Origin of the sequence: Streptomyces sp. RG80, assembly GCF_040446465.1 — a bacterium.
GTDB lineage: Bacteria > Actinomycetota > Actinomycetes > Streptomycetales > Streptomycetaceae > Streptomyces.
Map to the genome: position 1 here is coordinate 509707 of NZ_JBEAAJ010000008.1, position 18826 is coordinate 528532.

Here is an 18826-nt window from a genome sequence, read left to right on the forward strand (position 1 = left end):
GCGTGCCCCGCGCGCCCTCACAACGCACCACCAGGGGTGGGTCCACACATGTCCAGCCATCGCCAGTCCAAGAAGCGCAGACACCTCACCTGGGCCGTCGTCGGCGCGGCCGTCGTCGCCGGAGCGGGCATCGCCGCCCAGACCTCCATGGCAGCCACCACCTGGCCCGCGCAGAAGACCTACACCGGCCGCGCCTTCGACACCTGCGCCGCCCCCTCCCTCGCCGCGATGAAGGCCTGGCACGGCGGCCTCTACGGCGCCGCAGCCGTCTACGTCGGCGGCAAGAACCGCGGCTGCTCCCAGCCCAACCTCACCGCCTCCTGGGTCAAGTCCGTCAGCACGGTCGGCTGGAAGCTCATCCCGATCTACGTCGGCGCCCAGCCGCCCTGCCAGTCCGGCTCCAACCCCGAGAAGCTCACCACCACCACGGCCGCCTCCCTCGGCGCGAGCGACGCGGCGGACGCCGTGACCAAGGCCGCCGCACTCGGCATGAAGGCGGGCAGCCCGATCTACCTGGACATGGAGCCGTACGACATCACGAACACGTCGTGCAACAACGCGGTCCTCACCTATGTGCGCGCGTTCACCAAGACCCTGCGCGCGAAGACGTACCGAGCGGGCTACTACGGCTTCACCAGCTCCAGCGCCAAGGCGATCGCGACCGCCAAGGACCAGACCGACCTGCCCGGCAACCTCTGGTACGCGCTGTGGGACAAGCAGAACACCACCACCGCGGACTGGCCGTGGGGCGCCACCCAGTACACCGGTCACAGCCGTGGCCACCAGTACCTGGTCAACAGCAAGGAGACGCGGAACGGCTACACGATCACCGTGGACCGGGACGCCTGGGACGCCCCCGTGGCCCTCACGAGCTGACCCTCCTCCCGCGCGCGGGGCGCGGCGGTGCCCGAAGTCCCGATGAATCGTTGGTCGAATGGGTTGGCCAGAGCTTGCCCACTGCCTACCATCGATCACCGCAAGACTTTGTGCACCGTCGCACAATCTCCTCGGGAGGCTTCCTTGCACCGCCGTCGTCGCACCGCGCTCCTCCTCTCCGCCGCGATCGTCGCGGCGCCCCTCCTCACCGCGTGCGGAAACGACGCGCATCCCGGTGCGGCAGCCGTCGTCGGCGGCCAGCGGATCACCGTCGCCCAGCTGGAGACCAGGGTGAACGAGGTGCGCGAGGCGCAGCGCGCGGCGGTCCCGGACGAGCAGCAGTACGCCCAGGTCATCGCCAAGACCGGCACCCTCAGCCGGGACACCCTGCACAGCATGGTCCTCGACCGCGTCCTGCACAGCGCCGCCGAGGACGCCGGGGTCACGGTCACCCGCAAGGAGATCCAGGACATGCGCACCGGCCTGGAACAGCAGGCCGGCGGCGCCGAGGCCCTCGAAGCGGCCTGGCTCCAGCGCTACGGCATCGCCCCCGAGCGCCTCGACGAGAACCTCCGGCTCCAGCTGGAGGCCCAGAAACTCGCCGCCGTCCTCGGCACCGACACCAGCACGGCCGACTTCTGGCAGGCCCTGGCCAAGTCGTCCAAGAAACTCGACATCGACCTCAACCCCCGCTACGGCACCTGGGACGTCGCCAAGAGCAGCCGCGTCGACGCCAAGACACCGTGGGTACGCGAGGTCACGGCGACGGGGACGCAGGAGACGGCGTAACGCCGGCCGGGGATCCGAGGGACAGCCCACCGGCCCCAGCGCGGCCCCACCCCTCACCCCTTCCGGTCGTACGATCACACCGCACCCCTCGCCCTGTGGACAACTGATCGGCTCCGTCGGCGCCGTGGGTTAGCTTCGAACCGTGAACACCACCAGCCCCGAACCCGCCCCGGCAGCCACCCCCGGCCGCATCGTCCTGCTCACCACCAGCCACCGCGTCGCCCCCGGCCTGCTCTCCTGGCCCGCCTGGCAGGCCCTGCGCGCCGCCGACCGGGTGCTGTGCGCCGACGGCGCGCACCCGCAGCTGCCGTATCTGCGCGAGGCCGGGATACAGGTCGACGAGGCCGCCCCGGCTGCCGAGGAACTGGTCGAGGCGTGCGCGGGCGGCCACACCGTGGTCGTGGTCGCGACGGGCGAGGGCGAGCCGGCGCTCACCGACGGCCTCGCCCGCCTCGCCGGCTCGGGCCGGGTGTCCATGCCCGACCTGGAACTCCTCCCCGCCTCCTACGATCTCCCGGGCGCCCGGCTCCTCGACCTCGTCCAGGTCATGGACCGCATCCGCGCCGAGTGCCCCTGGTCCTCCCAGCAGACCCACAAGGGGCTCGCCAAGTACGGCATCGAGGAGGCCTACGAACTCGTCGAGGCCATCGAGGAAGGCGACCGCGACGAACTCCGCGAGGAACTCGGCGACGTCCTCCTCCAGGTCGTCTTCCACGCCCGTATCGCCGAAGAGGACCCGGAGACCCCCTTCTCCATCGACGACGTCGCCGGCGGCATCGTCACCAAGCTCATCCACCGCCACCCACACGTCTTCGGCGACGAGACCGCCACGACCCCGGAGGAGGTGAAGGAACACTGGCTGCGCACGAAGGCCATAGAAAAACAGCGCGAGTCGATCACCGACGGCATCCCCCTCGGCCAGCCGGGCCTGGCACTGGCGGCGAAACTGGCGTCGAGGGTGCGGACGGCGGGCCTGGACGTACCGCCTCCCGCGGGGGAGGGCATCGGGTACGAGCTGCTGGCCCTGGCGGTGTCAGCCGAGGCGGACGGCGTGGACCCGGAGGCGGCGCTGCGGAGCGCAGCACGGGCGTACCGAGACGCGGTGGTGGTGGCGGAGAGAAACGGCGGCTAGGCCCATCTGGGCGCCAGGGCGCGGTCAGAGAGGCGGACGGCCGGCTCGGGCAGGGGTGAACCGTACGGGGAGGTCACGAAGTCCACGCATGATCAGTCCGCCTCGCCAGCGCAGATCGGTGGGGTCGGCGGCGAGTTCGAGATCCGGCAGGCGGCGCAGCAGGGTCTCCAGGGCGGTACGGCCCTCGAGGCGGGCCAGGGGGGCGCCGAGGCAGTAGTGGATGCCGTGGCCGTACCCGAGGTGTTGGTTGTCACCGCGGGACAGATCGAGCGAGTCCGGAGCGGCGAACCGCGCCGGGTCGCGGTCCGCGGCGGCAAGCACGACCAGCACCGGGTCGCCGACGGCGATGGGCTGCCCGCCGATGACGAGCGGCTCGGTGGCGTAGCGCCAGGTGGCCAGCTCCACGGGGCCGTCATAACGGAGCAGTTCCTCGACAGCGCTGTCGAGCAGCCCGCTCTCGCCGCGATCGATGGATTCCTGGAGCCGGGAGCGCTGACCGGGGTTGCGCAGGAGCGCGTACACGCCGTTGCCGATTAGGTTGATAGTGGTCTCAAATCCCGCGAACAAAAGTACGAAACACATCGCTGCGGCTTCGTTCTCGGTGAGGTGCTCGCCATGGTCGGAGGCGCGGATGAGGTCCGAGATCAGGTCGTCGCCGAGATCGCCGCGCTTGCGATGGATGAGGTCGGCGAGATAGCCGCGGATCTTCTTGACGGAGCGGGCGACACCCCCGCGCGGGCCCCCACCGTGCCGGATCATCATGCCCGCCCAGTCACGGAAGTCGTCCTGGTCCTCGCGAGGGACGCCGAGCAGATCGCAGATCGCGTAGATCGGGAGGGGGAAGGCGAAGTCGTGGATGAGGTCGGCCTCGCCCTGGGGTGCGAAGCGGTCGATGAGATCGTCCGTCAACTCCTGTACCCGAGGCTCGAATTCGGCGACACGACGCGGGGTGAACGCTTTGGAGACGAGGCGGCGCAGCCGGGTGTGGTCCGGCGGGTCGATGTTGAGCAGATGCGTCATGAGGTTGGCGCTGCGCTCACCCGGGATCCCGGTCCGGCTCTTGCCCAGGGCGTTTTCGGCGTGATGGTCGGGGTTCTTCGAGAGGCGCTGGTCCGCGAGCGCCTGACGCGCATCGGCATAGCGGGTCACCAACCACGCCTCGACGCCGCTGGGGAGTTTCGTCCAGTGGACGGGGGAGTGCTCGCGCAGCCAGGCGTAAGCCGGGTACGGGTCGGAAGCGAACTCCCAGGTGAAGAGTTCGGGGCCGGTTTTCGAGGCATTCACATGATGACCGTATCCGCCGCCGGGAGGCGAGTGTGCGGCCACCGGTGCGCATGGGTCGAACATTCATCTGTTTCGTTAGATAAGCGATTAGCCGGATTTAGGGATCTTCGGATGTTGTGTCATGGCAAACGCTAGATTTCCGGCAAACGCAAGGGGCCCCAGAGCTGGTCAGAGCTCCGGGGCCTTGCCAGCCGTGAAGGGGCTGACGTGTTCAACGCTACAGCTATGCCTGTGCCCGGGGTCAATCGCGGGACGGAGTCGGTGCATGCCGTTCGAGCGGCTCTGATGCTGCGGGTTTCCACCCATGAGCAGGCGCGGGGGTACGGACTGGAAGTCCAGGAGAGGGCGTGCCACGCGTATGTGGCCAGCCGGTCTGGATGGATCCTTGCCCCCGAGATGATCTTCAGGGACGAAGGAGTGTCGGGGGCGACAGTCGACCGTCCCGGCATGCTCCGGCTCGAACAAGCCGCTCGGCAAGGCCTCATCGACGTGATCGTGGTCCACAGGTTCGATCGCATCGGCCGTACCGGCAGGGTCTTCTGGGCCTGGGTGTGGGCCATGGAAGACCTCGGGGTCAGCTTCGCCTCGGTTGCCCAGGACATCGACACGACAACAGAACTCGGTCGACAGCAGCTGCAGTTCCACGCGCTGATGGCCGAGGCCGAGCGGAATCTCATCCGCGAGCGGACTCAGGGCGGCCGTCAGCTCAAGGCTCTCGAAGGTGGCTGGGTCGGCGGTCCACCACCGTGGGGATACTCCATCGAGCAGACCGGAAAGCGTGGTTGTGCGCTGAACGTCGACGAGAACGAGGCGGATGTCGTCCGTACGGCAGTGACCCTGATCGTTGATGAGCAGCAGACCGTCTCCCAGGCGGCCCAGGAGCTGAACGCCCTCGGAAGACTTACTCGGAGCGGCAGGCCCTGGACTGCCTCCAATCTTCATCGACGCCTCAGAAGTCCTGCTCTGCTCAGGGGTGAGGTCCTCTTTCGCAACCCGGTCGGCAGCGGGAAGAACGGCACGAAACTGGACAGAGACGGGGTGCCTCTGCACGGGGACAGCGTGGCCATCTCGGTTCCCCGCATCATCTCCGAGGAAAGAGCCCGAGCCCTTGTGGAGGCCATGCGGAAGACAGGGAATGCGTCCCACGCGGCGGCCGGGGACTATCCGTTGAGCGGTCGGATCATCGGTGAGTGCGGACACCGCTACGTCGGTGCCTATCGCAAGTCCAACGACACCCGGTACTACCGATGTGCCGGCGGCAACAACGGGAGGCGAAGGACGACGAACTGCGCAGACCCCTATCTGACCGCTGACGATGTCGAAGCGGCCGTATGGACCGAGGTCGTGACGATTCTGGCCGAATCGAAGACGTCCCCCTGCCTGATGGTGCCGAGCCGGGCAGCTCGCCCCGGAGACACCCGCAAACAGCGTGAGCGCGTAACCCTGTTCGAGAAGTCGCTCCAGGAGAAGGAAGAAGCCGCAACACGCGCGATGACCGAACTGGCCGCTGTTCCGGGCCTCGCCCAGTCGGTGAAGGACGCGGCGGTGCGCCACCTCACAGAAGACGTGCGGAACGCCAGACATCTCCTCGACCAGGCGCGAGAGGTGCTTGAGGAACAGGAAGAAACAGAGCCGCACCTCGGTCTGGGCTCGGGCAACGAGCTGCGGGACTTGCCACTCTCCGAGATGGGCGAAGTGATCGGCCTTCTGGACATCACGGTGAAGCCGCTCGGAGAGGTGCGGAAGCGATCCGGAGTCAAGTGCAAGGTGACGGAGTGGCATGAGAGGACCGGGACGCCCGTCCCCGCCGAAGTACCGGAGCGGGCCTGGCCTGCCGTCGAGGAACTGATGACGGCCTACTTCCGGCGTCGCCAGTTCGCGCGCGTCGCCGTGGATGTCCGGACCCAGGTGAACGGGATTCTGCACCGACTGCGTACCGGGACGAGCTTCCTGCACGCTATGGCCCGTGGACCCTTGCCAAGGACCGGCAGAACACCTGGTTCAAGAAGGGCTTCTGGCCCGTCCTCGTGAGCCATTTGAACTCCAGGGGCGAGAGTTCGCCGGTTCGGCGCGAACCGCTGGTCCCACCTCTCCGCATCACCACGGCAGTTGCGCTGGATCCGGCACAACGTGACACGCCTTCAACTCTGTGATCTTCACGTGATCTACGCGGCATTAACTTGTGACAAGTGATCGACTGCCGATACGTTCACGCATCAGCGTGGCGACTCGCTTCACCCGCAGCACTCGTTCCACCCGCTGCATCGCCACGCCGGTCACAGTCGTCTCGCGAAAGGTCACCGCATGCTCACCGGGAACGGTCGTCACCGTCGCCCCCGTCAGGCTCCGGCACTTCTCGTCGCGGCCGGGGTGACCGGCTCCGCCATCGCGATTCCGTTGCTCGGCGCCTCCGGCGCGAGCGCGGCCGACGGGAACACCTGGGATCAGGTCGCCAAGTGCGAGACCGACGGTTCCTGGAGTGCGAACGACGGTGACGGCTACTACGGCGGGCTCAAGCTCTCCCAGGAGTACTGGGAGAAGTACGGCGGCCTCGACTTCGCCGCCAGTGCCGACCTCGCCAGCCGCAACCAGCAGATAGCCGTCGCCGAGAAGGTCCTCGCGGACCAGGGCGTCGGCGTCTGGGGCGCCTGCGGTCTGCTCAACGGGCTGAGCAAGGACTCGGGCTCGGCCGACGTCGACACCGGCGTCGCGAGCGGTTCACCGTCCGCCTCGGCGAACGACTCCTCCGGTTCATCCGATTCATCCGAGTCCTCCGACTCATCCGGTCTGTCCAACTCCTCCGGATCATCCGACTCGTCCGAGTCCTCCAGTTCGACCGAGTCGTCCGGCGATCCCTCGTCGTCACCGTCCAGCGATGCGGACAAGTCCGCCAAGTCGGACAGCTCCGGCTCCGCTTCGGGCGACTCTCAGTCTTCCGACAGCTCATCCACAGATGCGACCAAGGATGACGAATCGGACAACTCCTGGCAGGAAGGCGGCTCTTCGAGCCTGGTCGACACCGGCGCCCTCGCCGCCCCCTCCGAGGGCACCGGCCGGCACCGTGGCGCGAGCGCCGAGGAGGGGTCGTACACCGTCCGCTCCGGCGACACCCTCGCCTCCATCGCCGACTCCCTTGACCTCGACGGCGGATGGCGTCGGCTCTACGCCGAGAACGAGCAGGTCATCGGCGCCGACCCGAGCGACATCGTGCCGGGGCAGACCCTCTCTCTCGGTAGCGAAAAGGGCTAAATCCCTAGGAGAAAGCCCCGAGTTCGCGTCACGCTTCGCCAGTAAATGTCCGGTTTGGCGAAAGTGTGGGATGAGTCTCAGAAGCCCTGATCGTCTTTGAAATCCCCCGGGTTCCGTGTCTACGGTCAACACCGCTCGTCACCACGAGCCCCGGCTGCCGCAACGCCGAATCCTGCCAGCGGCTGTACGGGAACAGTCGTCGCGTCAAGCGCCGTAGGCAGGAGCGGGGGACCCAAGGTAAGTGCCGGGCCCGGCGGTTGAGGCAACTCGACGGCGGGACCGGCTTGGGGTGAAGCCGCGCAGTGCGCCGAAAGGCGGACGAGCGCGGCCGGGCAACTCAACCGGCCCGAACCCGACAGCTCACCTCGCAGGCGTCGGTGAGGGGATCCACCATGCTGTTTTCCGGCAAGGGCAAGCACCGTCGTCCGTCCAAGGCCACCCGCGCCGCCGCGCTCGCCGGCGTCACCGGTGTCGCCATCGCCGCCCCGCTGATGGCGGCCGGCAACGCCTCCGCCGCCACCGCCTCCGAGTGGGACGCCGTCGCCCAGTGCGAGTCGGGCGGCGACTGGTCCATCAACACCGGCAACGGCTACTACGGCGGTCTCCAGTTCTCCGCCTCCACCTGGGCCGCGTACGGCGGCACGGCGTACGCCTCGCAGGCCAACCAGGCCAGCAAGGCGCAGCAGATCGAGATAGCCGAGAAGGTCCTCGCGGGCCAGGGCAAGGGTGCCTGGCCGGTCTGTGGTGTGGGCCTGTCCAGTGCCGCGTACACCGGCGGCGGCAGCTCGTCCTCCTCCGGCGGCAGCTCCTCCAGCGACAGCGGCAGCAGCACCGGCACCCGCTCCTCCGAGCAGTCGACCTCCCGTTCCTCGGAGCGCGCGACCGCCAAGAAGACCGTCACCACCCCGACCGGCAAGAAGGTCAAGAAGGGCGACGGCGAGTACAAGGTCGTCAAGGGTGACACCCTCAGCTCGATCGCCGAGGAGCACGACGTCAAGGGCGGCTGGGCGAAGCTGTACAAGCTGAACAAGGACATCGTCGAGGACGCCGACCTGATCTACCCGGGTCAGCAGCTGCACCTCAAGTAAGACCCGGTCCTTCCCTCGGGCAGGACCCAGCTGAACCACAGTGCCCTCACATCCGTGGTCCTCATACTGAAGGCCTCGTGAGGGTCCCCCCGTCCCCACGGGCTCCCCGCTCCGGTGCGTGTTCCCCCGTACGCACCGGGGCGGGGTTTTCTCTGCCCCGGTCCACGTCGTGTCTTCCGGCGTGTTTCCCGAAGCGTCTTTGTTCCGTTCGGAAACAATTTACTCTCGGTTCTGTCCACGGGGCGGTCCACGCGGTGGCTGATCGCCCCGGGCCGGTTAGGCTCGTCTCGCAGAGCCGCTGCGGCAGTGCCGTAGCCGCGTCACATCCCAAGAAGGAGATGCTCGTGCCGTCCATCGACGTCGTCGTAGCCCGGGAAATCCTCGACTCACGAGGCAACCCCACCGTCGAGGTCGAGGTCGGCCTCGACGACGGCAGCACGGGTCGTGCCGCCGTTCCGTCCGGCGCCTCCACGGGCGCCTTCGAGGCCATCGAGCTCCGTGACGGTGACCCGAACCGCTACCAGGGCAAGGGTGTCGAGAAGGCCGTCCTCGCCGTCATCGAGCAGATCGGCCCGGAGCTCGTCGGTTACGACGCCACCGAGCAGCGCCTGATCGACCAGGCGATGTTCGACCTGGACGCCACCGACAACAAGGGCTCGCTCGGCGCCAACGCCATCCTCGGCGTCTCCCTCGCCGTCGCGCACGCCGCCTCCGAGGCCAGCGACCTGCCGCTCTTCCGCTATCTGGGCGGCCCGAACGCGCACCTGCTGCCCGTTCCGATGATGAACATCCTGAACGGCGGCTCGCACGCCGACTCCAACGTGGACATCCAGGAGTTCATGATCGCCCCGATCGGCGCGGAGTCCTTCTCCGAGGCGCTGCGCTGGGGCGCCGAGGTCTACCACACCCTCAAGAAGGTGCTGAAGACCAAGGGCCTGTCCACCGGCCTCGGCGACGAGGGCGGCTTCGCCCCGAACCTGGAGTCCAACCGCGCCGCCCTCGACCTCATCCTCGAGGCCATCAAGGAGGCCGGTTACACCCCCGGCGAGCAGATCGCCCTCGCCCTCGACGTCGCCGCCTCCGAGTTCTACAAGGACGGCGTCTACACCTTCGAGGGCAAGGACCGCTCCGCCGCCGAGATGACGGAGTACTACGCCGAGCTCGTCGAGGCGTACCCGCTCGTCTCCATCGAGGACCCGCTGTTCGAGGACGACTGGGCCGGCTGGAACACCATCACCGAGAAGCTCGGCGACAAGGTCCAGATCGTCGGCGACGACCTCTTCGTCACCAACCCCGAGCGCCTGGCCCGCGGCATCGAGGAGGGCTCCGCCAACGCCCTGCTCGTCAAGGTCAACCAGATCGGTTCGCTGACCGAGACCCTGGACGCCGTCGAGATGGCCCAGCGCAACGGCTTCAAGTGCATGATGTCCCACCGCTCCGGCGAGACCGAGGACGTCACCATCGCCGACCTCGCCGTCGCGGTGAACTGCGGTCAGATCAAGACCGGCGCCCCGGCCCGCTCGGACCGCGTCGCCAAGTACAACCAGCTCCTGCGCATCGAGGAGATCCTCGACGACGCCGCGGTCTACGCCGGCCGCAGCGCGTTCCCGCGCTTCAAGGGCTGATCTCGGCAGGGCTAAGGCTTAGCCAGTCGTACGTACGTCCCCGTACCCGGTCCCGTACCGTGTGCGGGGACGTACGCGCGTGTGAGAAGGAGAGATGGGGACATGGCCGTCAAGGACCGGGACCGTTTCTCCACCGCGACCAGGATCCGGCTGCTCGGCGAGCAGACCGCGGCCCGCGTCTACCGCTCCCAGACCAGACGGCAGGCCCGCCGCTCCCGGCTGACCGGCCGCGCCGCGCTGCTCGCGCTGGTGCTGTGCTCGCTGGTGGTCGCGCTCGCCTACCCGATAAGGCAGTACGTCTCCCAGCGCGCCGAGATCGCCGACCTCCAGCGGCAGCAGGAGCAGGCCCGGCAGCGGGTCGAGCAGCTGCGGGACGTCAAGGCGCGCTGGCAGGACGACGCGTACGCCGAGCAGCGGATCCGTGAGCGGCTGCACTATGTGATGCCGGGGGAGACGGGGTTCATCGTCGTCGACCCGGGTGCGGCGCGGCAGTCGCGCGCCGATCTGGGGGCGGCCGACCGTCCCTGGTACTCGAACGTCTGGGACGGCGTCGACAAGTCCGACGCCTCCGACCAGTGACCTGATCCAGAGCTCGACCAGTGAACCTGACCCAGAGAAAGACAGGCATGGAAACGCCCCCGCCGACCACTTTGCGCACCGAGCCGACCGACGCCGACGTCGAGGCCTTCAAGCAGCAGCTCGGGCGTCCGCCGCGCGGGCTGCGTGCGATCGCGCACCGCTGCCCGTGCGGTCAGCCGGACGTGGTGGAGACGGCCCCCCGGCTGCCCGACGGCACGCCCTTCCCGACGCTGTACTACCTGACGTGCCCGAAGGCGAACTCCGCGATCGGCACGCTCGAGGCGAGCGGCCTGATGAAGGAGATGACCGAGCGGCTGGGGCAGGACCCGGAGCTGGCCGCGGCCTACCGTGCCGCGCACGAGGACTACGTCCGGCGCCGGGACGAGATCGAGGAGCTGAAGGGCTTCCCGAGCGCGGGTGGCATGCCGGACCGGGTGAAGTGCCTGCATGTGCTGGTGGCGCACTCGTTGGCCGCGGGGCCCGGTGTGAACCCGCTGGGCGACGAGGCGCTGGCGATGCTGCCGGAGTGGTGGCGCAAGGGCACGTGCGTGACGTCCGAGGTCTCCGTCAAGGAGGACGCGCAGTGACCCGTGTCGCCGCGATCGACTGCGGTACGAACTCCATCCGGCTCCTGGTCGCCGACTGCGACCCTGCCACCGGTGAACTCGTCGACCTGGACCGCCGTATGACGATCGTGCGGCTCGGCCAGGGTGTCGACCGCACGGGACGGCTGGCGCCCGAGGCGCTGGAGCGGACCTTCGCGGCCTGCCGGGAGTACGCGGCGATCATCAAGGAGTTCGGGGCCGAGCGGCTGCGCTTCGTCGCCACCTCCGCCTCCCGGGACGCCGAGAACCGGGACGAGTTCGTACGGGGTGTCCTGGACATCCTCGGTGTCGAGCCGGAGGTCATCAGCGGGGACCAGGAGGCGGAGTTCTCCTTCACCGGCGCGACCAAGGAGCTCACCGGCCGGGACGACCTCACCAAGCCGTACCTCGTCGTCGACATCGGCGGCGGCTCGACGGAGTTCGTCGTCGGCGACGACCATGTGCGGGCCGCCCGTTCCGTGGACGTCGGGTGTGTGCGGATGACCGAGCGGCATCTCGTACCGGACGGGGTGGTGTCCGACCCGCCCTCCGAGGCGCAGATCGCCGCCATGCGGGCCGACATCGAGGCCGCCCTCGACCTGGCCGAGGAGACCGTGCCGCTGCGCGAGGCGCACACGCTGGTGGGGCTCGCCGGGTCCGTGACGACCGTGTCGGCGATCGCCCAGGAGCTGCCCGAGTACGACTCCGCCCGCATCCACCACTCCCGGGTCTCCCACGACCGGGTCCGCGAGATCACCGAGTGGCTGCTGCGCTCCACGCACGCCGAGCGCGCGGCCGTCCCCTCCATGCATCCGGGGCGGGTGGACGTCATCGGCGCGGGGGCTCTCGTACTGCTGTCGATCATGGAGCGGATCGGGGCCGAGGAGGTCGTGGTGAGCGAGCACGACATCCTCGACGGGATCGCGTGGTCGGTCGCGTAGCCCTCTGCTGAGCAGCGAGAACAACGTATGAGCACGTCTGAGGGGCCCTTCGGGGCCCCTTCGTCGCGTGCCGTCGGAAAAGTTCGTGAAGTTCTTCACAAGGAATTCCGCCCTGTGGAACCACGAAAAGGCCCCGACTGACCCTTCCGGGGGTCCAACAGCCCCTTGAACGTGTTCAGAAGGGGTGTAGAGGGGTGCGGTCGGCACCTCGCGCGAGGGTGCGTTTCGAGGGGCTCACGGTGCCCCCGAGGGGACGGAGAGGCAGCTCACGCGGCATTGACAACGGCCCCCACAGCACACTGGTTCCGGTCGACGCCATGACCTGGATCACGTGGGTCGCGGAGGATAACACACACCCTGTAGGAGCTTGTGAAGGGGCGCACGAGCGACCCCCCTGAGGCGGGTGGATACTCGATGGCATGAGCACCACGGAGCGTCCCAGGATCCTCGTAGTAGGCGGTGGGTACGTAGGCCTGTACGCAGCTCGGCGCATCCTCAAGAAGATGCGCTACGGCGAGGCGACCGTCACGGTCGTCGACCCCCGGTCGTACATGACCTACCAGCCCTTCCTCCCCGAAACCGCCGCCGGCAACATCTCGCCGCGCCATGTCGTCGTCCCGCTGCGACGCGTGCTGCCGAAGGCGGAGGTGCTGACCGGCCGGGTCACCACCATCGACCAGGACCGCAAGGTCGCCACGATCGCCCCGCTGGTCGGCGAGGCGTACGAGCTGCCCTTCGACTACCTGGTCATCGCGCTCGGCGCGGTCTCCCGCACCTTCCCGATCCCCGGCCTCGCCGAGCAGGGCATCGGTATGAAGGGCGTCGAGGAGGCCATCGGCCTGCGCAACCACGTCCTCGAGCAGCTGGACAAGGCCGACTCCACCACCGACGAGGAGATCCGCCGCAAGGCGCTCACCTTCGTCTTCATCGGCGGCGGCTTCGCCGGCGCCGAGACCATCGGTGAGGTCGAGGACCTGGCCCGGGACGCGGCCAAGTACTACAAGACCGTCTCCCGCGAGGACATGCGGTTCATCCTCGTCGACGCCGCCGACAAGATCCTTCCCGAGGTCGGCCCGAAGCTGGGCGCCTACGGCAAGGAGCACCTGGAGAGCCGCGGTGTGGAGATCTACCTCTCCACCTCGATGGACTCCTGCGTCGACGGCCACGTGGTGCTGAAGAACGGCCTGGAGGTCGACTCCAACACCATCGTGTGGACCGCCGGCGTCAAGCCGAACCCGGTCCTGGCCCGCTACGGCCTGCCGCTCGGCCCTCGCGGCCACGTGGACACCGCCCCGACCCTCCAGGTCCAGGGCACCGACTACATCTGGGCCGCCGGCGACAACGCCCAGGTCCCGGACGTCGCCGCCCGCAAGGCCGGCGTCGAGAACGCCTGGTGCCCGCCGAACGCCCAGCACGCGCTGCGGCAGGCGAAGGTCCTCGGCGACAACGTGGTCTCCGGCATGCGGGGCTTCCCGCAGAAGGAGTACGCGCACTCCAACAAGGGTGCGGTGGCCGGTCTCGGCCTCCACAAGGGCGTCGCGATGATCGTCATGGGCAAGATGAAGATCAAGCTCAAGGGCCGTCTCGCCTGGTACATGCACCGTGGCTACCACGGTCTGGCCATGCCGACGTGGAACCGCAAGATCCGCGTCTTCGCCGACTGGACCCTCGGCATGTTCCTCAAGCGCGAGGTCGTCGCGCTCGGCGCCCTGGAGACTCCGCGCGAGGAGTTCTACGAGGCCGCCAAGCCGGCCCCCGCGCCCGCGGCCGCCAAGCAGGAGAAGACCGAGGCGAAGGCCTCCTGACCGGTCCCGGTCCGCTGACCGGCTCCGATCGCCGAACGACCGAGAGACCTCCCGCCATCCGTGGTGCGGGAGGTCTTTCGGCGTTCCCGGGACTTCTCACCGGCGTGCTGCTGTTTACCCGGGTGGACAGATCCGCGATCCTCGTAACGGAGGTGTGCGCCATGGCTGACGCCGCGCTGCGGCTCAAGAACCTCTTGGAACAACTGCTGGGAGACCCGCTCCCGGTCCGTGTCCGCGCGTGGGACGGTTCGCAGGCGGGCCCGCCGGGCGCCCCCGTGCTGGTCGTACGCAACCGCCGGGCCGTGCGCCGGCTGCTGTTCAGGCCCGGTGAGCTCGGCCTCGCCCGCGCCTGGGTGGCCGGCGACCTCGACATCGACGGCGACCTCTACTCCGCCCTCGGCCTCATCGCGGGCCTCCTGTGGGAGCGCGACGGGGACACCAGGAGCCGCACCGAGGCGCTGCGCGACCCCGACGTACGGGCCGCCGTACGCGGCCTGGTGAAGCTCGCCCGGCTGCCGCTGCCGCCCGCCCCGCCCCCCGAGGAGATCCGCGGGCGCCGCGGCCACCGCCACACCAGACGCACCGACAAACGCGCCGTCAGCCATCACTACGACGTCGGCAACGACTTCTACGAGATCGTCCTGGGCCCGTCCATGGTCTACTCGTGCGCCTACTGGGCCGCTCCCGACAGCACCCTGGAACTCGCCCAGCGCGACAAGCTCGAACTCGTCTGCCGCAAGCTCGCCCTGACACCCGGTCAGCGCCTCCTCGACGTCGGCTGCGGCTGGGGCTCGATGGCGATCCACGCCGCCCGCGAGCACGGCGTCCACGTCGTCGGCGTCACCCTCTCCCAGGAACAGGCCGCGTACGCCCGTAAGCGCGTCGCCGAGGAGGGGCTCACCGACCGGGTCGAGATCCGGGTCCAGGACTACCGGGACGTCGCCGACGGCCCGTACGACGCGATCTCCTCCATCGGTATGGCCGAACACGTCGGCGCGGAACGGTACCTGGACTACGCCCGCGACCTGTACGCCCTCCTCGCGCCCGGCGGGCGGCTCCTCAACCACCAGATCGCCCGCCGCCCGCAAGGCGACGAATCCGCCTACAGTCTCGACGAGTTCATGGACGCCTACGTCTTCCCCGACGGCGAACTCGCCCCCCTCGGCACCACGGTCACCCAACTGGAGCGCGCCGGGTTCGAGGTGCGCGACGTCGAGTCGATCCGCGAGCACTACGCTCTCACCCTGCGCCGCTGGGTCGGGTCCCTGGAGGCCGACTGGCCGCGCGCCCAGCGGATCGCAGGCCCCGGCCGGGCCCGCGTCTGGCTCCTCTACATGGCCGCCTGCGCCCTGGCCTTCGAACGCAACCGCATCGGCGTCAACCAGGTCCTGGCCGTCCGCACGCCCGAGTCGGGCGCCTCCGGGATGCCACTGCGCGCCCGCACCTGGACCTGAACAGACGGAAGGGGCCCGCCACATGGGAGTGACGGGCCCCGACTGCCGTACGGCTACTCCGCCTTGATGGCCGACAGCATGTTCAGCCGGGAGGCGCGCCGGGCCGGCCACAGGGCCGCCAGGACTCCGACCGCCGCCGCGCCGAGCAGGAAGAGGGCCATCCGCCCCCAGGGCAGGACGAGTTCGTACGTCGCCATCTTGGTGCCCAGCAGTTCACCGGCCGCCCAGCCGAAGAACACGCCCAGACCGATGCCGAGCACGCCGCCGAACAGGGAGATCACCAGGGACTCCAGGCGGACCATCCGCTTGATGCCCTTGCGGTCCAGGCCGATCGCGCGGAGCATGCCGATCTCCTGGGAGCGCTCGAAGACCGACATGGCCAGGGTGTTGATGACACCGAGGATCGCGACGATCACCGCCATGGCGAGCAGGCCGTAGACCATGTTGAGGATCAGCGTGAACATCTTCGCGATGTCGTCGGACAGGTCCTGCTTGTCCTGGATCCTGATCGCCGGGTTGGTGCCGAGGGCCTTCGCCAGCTTGTCCTTGGTCGCGCTCGTCGCGCCGTCGGACGTCTTCACCATGACCATCATGTCGGCGGCGTCCGACAGATGCGGGGTGAGTGTGGCGTTGTCGAGGAGGATGCCGCTGAAGAACTCGTTGCCCTCGTAGACCCCGGCGACCGTCAGCTTCTGCTGCTTGCCGTCCTCGTAGTGGACGGTGAAGGCCGAACCGGCCTTCCAGCCCTTCTGCTCGGCGCGCGACGCGTCCACCACGACCTGCGTGCCGCCCACCTTGAAGGCGCCGTTGTCGACCTTCAGATCGGTGAGCTCGGCGAACGCGGCCCCGTCGACTCCGGTGAGGTACTCCGTCTCGCCGTCGATGCGCGAGGGAGCGTTGCGCATCGTGCTGATCTCGGTGACGTCGTCGACGCGGGCCAGCTCCTTGCCGACGTCCGCGGAGAGCTCGTTGCCGTTCGCCATCGACACGACGTAGTCGGCGCGGATCGTCGCCGACGCCATCTTGTCGATCGACTTCTGGAGGCTGCCCGCCATCACCGTCATGCCGGTGATCAGGGTGAGGCCGATCATCAGCGCGGACGCGGTGGCGGCCGTACGACGGGGGTTGCGGACCGAGTTCTGGCGGGCCAGCTTGCCGGAGATCCCGAAGACCCGCAGGACGGGTGCCGCCGCCGCGACCAGCGGGCGGGACAGCAGCGGGGTCAGGATGAAGACGCCGACGATGAGCAGCACCGCGCCGATGCCCATCGGGGCCTGTCCGTCGGAGCCGCTCATCGTCGTGGCCGCCAGGACGACCGCGACTCCGGCGCCGCTGAACAGGGCGCCCAGGGTGTTGCGCAGCACCAGCGACTTGGTGGTGGCCTGCGCGTGCACGCTGCTCATCGCGGCGACCGGCGCGATCTTCGCGGCCCGGCGGCCCGGCAGCCAGGCCGCCAGCATGGTGATCAGGATGCCGACCGCGAAGGCGGTGGCGACGGTGCCGCCGGAGATGATCAGCGGGCCGTCCGGGACGGTCGCGCCGAGCGTGCCCATCAGCGACCGCAGTCCGATCCCGATGCCGATGCCCGCGACCAGGCCGGCCGCGCCGGCGACCGTGCCGACCACGAACGCCTCGATCAGCACCGACCGCGTGACCTGCCGGCGCGAGGCACCGACCGCCCGCAGCAGCGCGAGCTCCTTGGTGCGCTGGGCGACCAGCATGGTGAAGGTGTTGGCGATGATGAAGGTGCCGACGAAGAGCGCGATGCCCGCGAAGACCAGCAGCATCTGACGGAAGCTGCCCATCTGGGAGGAGATCATCTCGGCCTGGTCGTCGGCGAGTTGGCGTGCCGTGGTCGTCTCGACGAGGTCCTTCGGCAGTGCCTTGTCCAGCTCGGCCTTGAGCGCGGTCTGGCTGACCCCCGGCTTCGCCCGGACGTCGATCTCGTCGTACGTGCCCTTCTTGCCGAACAGCGACTGCGAGGTCGCCGTGTCGAACAGGGCCAGGCTGCCGCCGGCCGCGACGTTGCCGTCGTCGGTGGTGAAGATGCCGGTGATGGTGGGGGTCAGGACCGGGCCGTCGACGGAGATCCGGACCGTGTCGCCGACCTTGTAGCCGGCGCGCTCGGCGCTCTCGGCGTCGAGCAGCACCTCGCCCTTGCCGCTCGGGGCGTGTCCGCTGACGAGCGGGTAGCGGGGGTCCTTGGCGCCGGAGTAGTTGCCGCCCTCGGACTGCCAGCCGTCGCCGAGCAGGTCGCCGTCCTTGTCGGCGATGGCGGTGAAGCCCTTGACGACACCCAGGGCGCTCGCCGCCCCCGGCACCTTGCCGCTCTCGTCGAGCAGCGCCTGGGTGAGCTCGTGGACCTTGCCGACCTTGTCGCCCTCGCTCTCCTGGTAGTCGGGCTCGACCGCGACGTCGACGTGGTCGAAGCCCTTGGCGGAGCTGTTCTGGTAGGCGTGGGAGATGGAGTTGGTGAAGACCAGCGTCCCGGACACGAAGGCCACGCCGAGCATCACGGCGAGCACGGTCATGAGCAGCCGGGCCTTGTGCGCGAGGACGTTGCGCAGGGCGGTGCGGAACATCAGGAGGTACGGCCCTTCGCGTCGAACTGCTTCATGAAGTCGAGGACCGTCTCGGCGGTGGGCCGGTACATCTCGTCGACGATCCGCCCGTCGGCGAGGAAGACGACCCGGTCCGCGTACGCGGCGGCCACCGGGTCATGGGTCACCATCACCACGGTCTGCCCCAACTCCCTTACGGAGTTGCGGAGAAAGCCCAGCACCTCGGCGCCGGAGCGCGAGTCGAGGTTTCCGGTCGGCTCGTCGCCGAAGATGATGTCGGGCTTGGAGGCCAGCGCGCGGGCGACGGCGACCCGCTGCTGCTGGCCGCCGGAGAGCTGGGAAGGCCGGTGCGAGAGACGGTCCTTGAGGCCCACCATCTGGATGACGCTCTCCAGCCACTGCTTGTCGGGCTTACGGCCCGCGATGTCCATGGGGAGCGTGATGTTCTCCAGCGCGGTCAGCGTCGGCAGCAGGTTGAACGCCTGGAAGATGAAGCCGATCTTGTCCCGCCGCAACTTGGTGAGCTGCTTGTCCTTGAGCGAGCCCAGCTCGGTGTCACCGATGCGCACGGAGCCGGAGGAGAAGGTGTCGAGCCCGGCCACGCAGTGCATCAGCGTGGACTTGCCGGAGCCCGACGGGCCCATGATCGCGGTGAACTCGGCCTGCCGGAACTCGACGGAGACCCGGTCGAGCGCGACCACCTGGGTCTCGCCCTGTCCGTAGATCTTCGACAGATCCGTGGCACGAGCGGCCACGGTGGTGGCTCGGCCGGCGATGGGAGTGGTGGTCACGGGTGGGCGCTCCTGACGGGACGACGATGTGTTCTCGGGGATGTGAACCATCGTCCCGGTGCCCCGCC

15 protein-coding genes and 1 riboswitch are annotated in these 18826 nt (G+C 68.9%); of the genes, 12 read left to right on the top strand and 3 right to left on the bottom strand.

Annotation, left to right across the window (positions count from 1 at the left end; genetic code table 11):
- Positions 1 to 48: 48 nt before the first annotated feature.
- The 3 genes from ABKA17_RS29240 to ABKA17_RS29250 all read left to right on the top strand — a co-directional run bounded on the left by ABKA17_RS29240 (position 49) and on the right by ABKA17_RS29250 (position 2797).
- Entirely contained in the window at positions 49 to 876 is an 828-nt protein-coding gene (locus tag ABKA17_RS29240; protein ID WP_353695259.1) for a glycoside hydrolase domain-containing protein, read from the top strand.
- 144 nt (positions 877 to 1020) lie between these two features.
- Positions 1021 to 1665 (top strand): SurA N-terminal domain-containing protein, encoded by a 645-nt coding sequence (locus ABKA17_RS29245; protein ID WP_353695260.1) that lies wholly within the window; start codon positions 1021 to 1023, stop codon positions 1663 to 1665.
- 142 nt (positions 1666 to 1807) lie between these two features.
- Positions 1808 to 2797 carry a nucleoside triphosphate pyrophosphohydrolase gene (locus ABKA17_RS29250; protein ID WP_353695261.1) on the top strand — a complete coding sequence of 330 codons (990 nt, stop codon included), beginning with the start codon at positions 1808 to 1810 and terminating at the stop codon, positions 2795 to 2797.
- Between the two features lie 24 nt (positions 2798 to 2821).
- On the opposite strand, the gene ABKA17_RS29255 is transcribed toward ABKA17_RS29250, so the two are convergent.
- Positions 2822 to 4144 (bottom strand): cytochrome P450 family protein, encoded by a 1323-nt coding sequence (locus tag ABKA17_RS29255; RefSeq protein WP_502994407.1) that lies wholly within the window; start codon positions 4142 to 4144, stop codon positions 2822 to 2824.
- A gap of 222 nt (positions 4145 to 4366) precedes the next feature.
- Here ABKA17_RS29255 and ABKA17_RS29260 point away from each other — a divergent pair, with 222 nt between their 5' ends.
- The 9 genes from ABKA17_RS29260 to ABKA17_RS29300 all read left to right on the top strand — a co-directional run bounded on the left by ABKA17_RS29260 (position 4367) and on the right by ABKA17_RS29300 (position 15406).
- Positions 4367 to 6112, top strand: coding sequence for a recombinase family protein (locus tag ABKA17_RS29260; RefSeq protein WP_353695365.1), 1746 nt, complete (start codon positions 4367 to 4369; stop codon positions 6110 to 6112).
- 273 nt (positions 6113 to 6385) lie between these two features.
- Positions 6386 to 7330 carry a transglycosylase family protein gene (locus ABKA17_RS29265; protein ID WP_353695263.1) on the top strand — a complete coding sequence of 315 codons (945 nt, stop codon included), beginning with the start codon at positions 6386 to 6388 and terminating at the stop codon, positions 7328 to 7330.
- Between the two features lie 199 nt (positions 7331 to 7529).
- A riboswitch (cyclic di-AMP (ydaO/yuaA leader) is annotated at positions 7530 to 7719 on the top strand.
- Positions 7720 to 7722: 3 nt separating this feature from the next.
- Positions 7723 to 8418: a transglycosylase family protein gene (locus ABKA17_RS29270; RefSeq protein ID WP_353695264.1), complete on the top strand. Its 696-nt coding sequence runs from the start codon at positions 7723 to 7725 to the stop codon at positions 8416 to 8418.
- A 344-nt stretch (positions 8419 to 8762) separates the two neighbouring features.
- Positions 8763 to 10043: a phosphopyruvate hydratase gene (gene eno / locus ABKA17_RS29275; RefSeq protein ID WP_353695265.1), complete on the top strand. Its 1281-nt coding sequence runs from the start codon at positions 8763 to 8765 to the stop codon at positions 10041 to 10043.
- Between the two features lie 102 nt (positions 10044 to 10145).
- On the top strand, positions 10146 to 10622 hold the full coding sequence (locus tag ABKA17_RS29280) for an FtsB family cell division protein (protein WP_353695266.1): 477 nt from the start codon (positions 10146 to 10148) through the stop codon (positions 10620 to 10622).
- Between the two features lie 47 nt (positions 10623 to 10669).
- Complete coding sequence (locus ABKA17_RS29285) at positions 10670 to 11209, top strand: DUF501 domain-containing protein (protein ID WP_353695267.1); 540 nt, start codon at positions 10670 to 10672, stop codon at positions 11207 to 11209.
- Positions 11206 to 12147 carry a Ppx/GppA phosphatase family protein gene (locus tag ABKA17_RS29290; RefSeq protein WP_353695268.1) on the top strand — a complete coding sequence of 314 codons (942 nt, stop codon included), beginning with the start codon at positions 11206 to 11208 and terminating at the stop codon, positions 12145 to 12147. The genes ABKA17_RS29285 and ABKA17_RS29290 overlap by 4 nt, the downstream gene beginning before the upstream one ends.
- 419 nt (positions 12148 to 12566) lie before the next feature.
- A complete protein-coding gene (locus ABKA17_RS29295) occupies positions 12567 to 13952 on the top strand; it encodes an NAD(P)/FAD-dependent oxidoreductase (protein ID WP_353695269.1) in 1386 nt (461 codons plus the stop codon).
- Between the two features lie 161 nt (positions 13953 to 14113).
- On the top strand, positions 14114 to 15406 hold the full coding sequence (locus ABKA17_RS29300; protein ID WP_353695270.1) for a class I SAM-dependent methyltransferase: 1293 nt from the start codon (positions 14114 to 14116) through the stop codon (positions 15404 to 15406).
- Between the two features lie 53 nt (positions 15407 to 15459).
- Here the strand turns inward: ABKA17_RS29300 and ABKA17_RS29305 are convergent, their stop codons facing one another.
- Both ABKA17_RS29305 and ABKA17_RS29310 read right to left on the bottom strand, forming a co-directional pair.
- Positions 15460 to 17988, bottom strand: a complete 2529-nt coding sequence (locus ABKA17_RS29305) for an ABC transporter permease (RefSeq protein ID WP_353695271.1) — start codon at positions 17986 to 17988, stop codon at positions 15460 to 15462.
- Positions 17988 to 18758, bottom strand: a complete 771-nt coding sequence (locus tag ABKA17_RS29310) for an ABC transporter ATP-binding protein (RefSeq protein ID WP_353695272.1) — start codon at positions 18756 to 18758, stop codon at positions 17988 to 17990. The genes ABKA17_RS29305 and ABKA17_RS29310 overlap by 1 nt, the downstream gene beginning before the upstream one ends.
- Between the last annotated feature and the right edge of the window lie 68 nt (positions 18759 to 18826).

Coding starts and splice junctions, on each gene's coding strand:
- ABKA17_RS29240 (WP_353695259.1), top strand. CDS start 49: ATGTCCAGCCATCGCCAGTCCAAGAAGCGCAGACACCTCACCTGGGCC.
- ABKA17_RS29255 (WP_502994407.1), bottom strand. CDS start 4,144: ATGTTCGACCCATGCGCACCGGTGGCCGCACACTCGCCTCCCGGCGGC.
- ABKA17_RS29260 (WP_353695365.1), top strand. CDS start 4,367: ATGCTGCGGGTTTCCACCCATGAGCAGGCGCGGGGGTACGGACTGGAA.
- ABKA17_RS29265 (WP_353695263.1), top strand. CDS start 6,386: ATGCTCACCGGGAACGGTCGTCACCGTCGCCCCCGTCAGGCTCCGGCA.
- ABKA17_RS29270 (WP_353695264.1), top strand. CDS start 7,723: ATGCTGTTTTCCGGCAAGGGCAAGCACCGTCGTCCGTCCAAGGCCACC.
- ABKA17_RS29280 (WP_353695266.1), top strand. CDS start 10,146: ATGGCCGTCAAGGACCGGGACCGTTTCTCCACCGCGACCAGGATCCGG.
- ABKA17_RS29285 (WP_353695267.1), top strand. CDS start 10,670: ATGGAAACGCCCCCGCCGACCACTTTGCGCACCGAGCCGACCGACGCC.
- ABKA17_RS29295 (WP_353695269.1), top strand. CDS start 12,567: ATGAGCACCACGGAGCGTCCCAGGATCCTCGTAGTAGGCGGTGGGTAC.
- ABKA17_RS29300 (WP_353695270.1), top strand. CDS start 14,114: ATGGCTGACGCCGCGCTGCGGCTCAAGAACCTCTTGGAACAACTGCTG.
- ABKA17_RS29305 (WP_353695271.1), bottom strand. CDS start 17,988: ATGTTCCGCACCGCCCTGCGCAACGTCCTCGCGCACAAGGCCCGGCTG.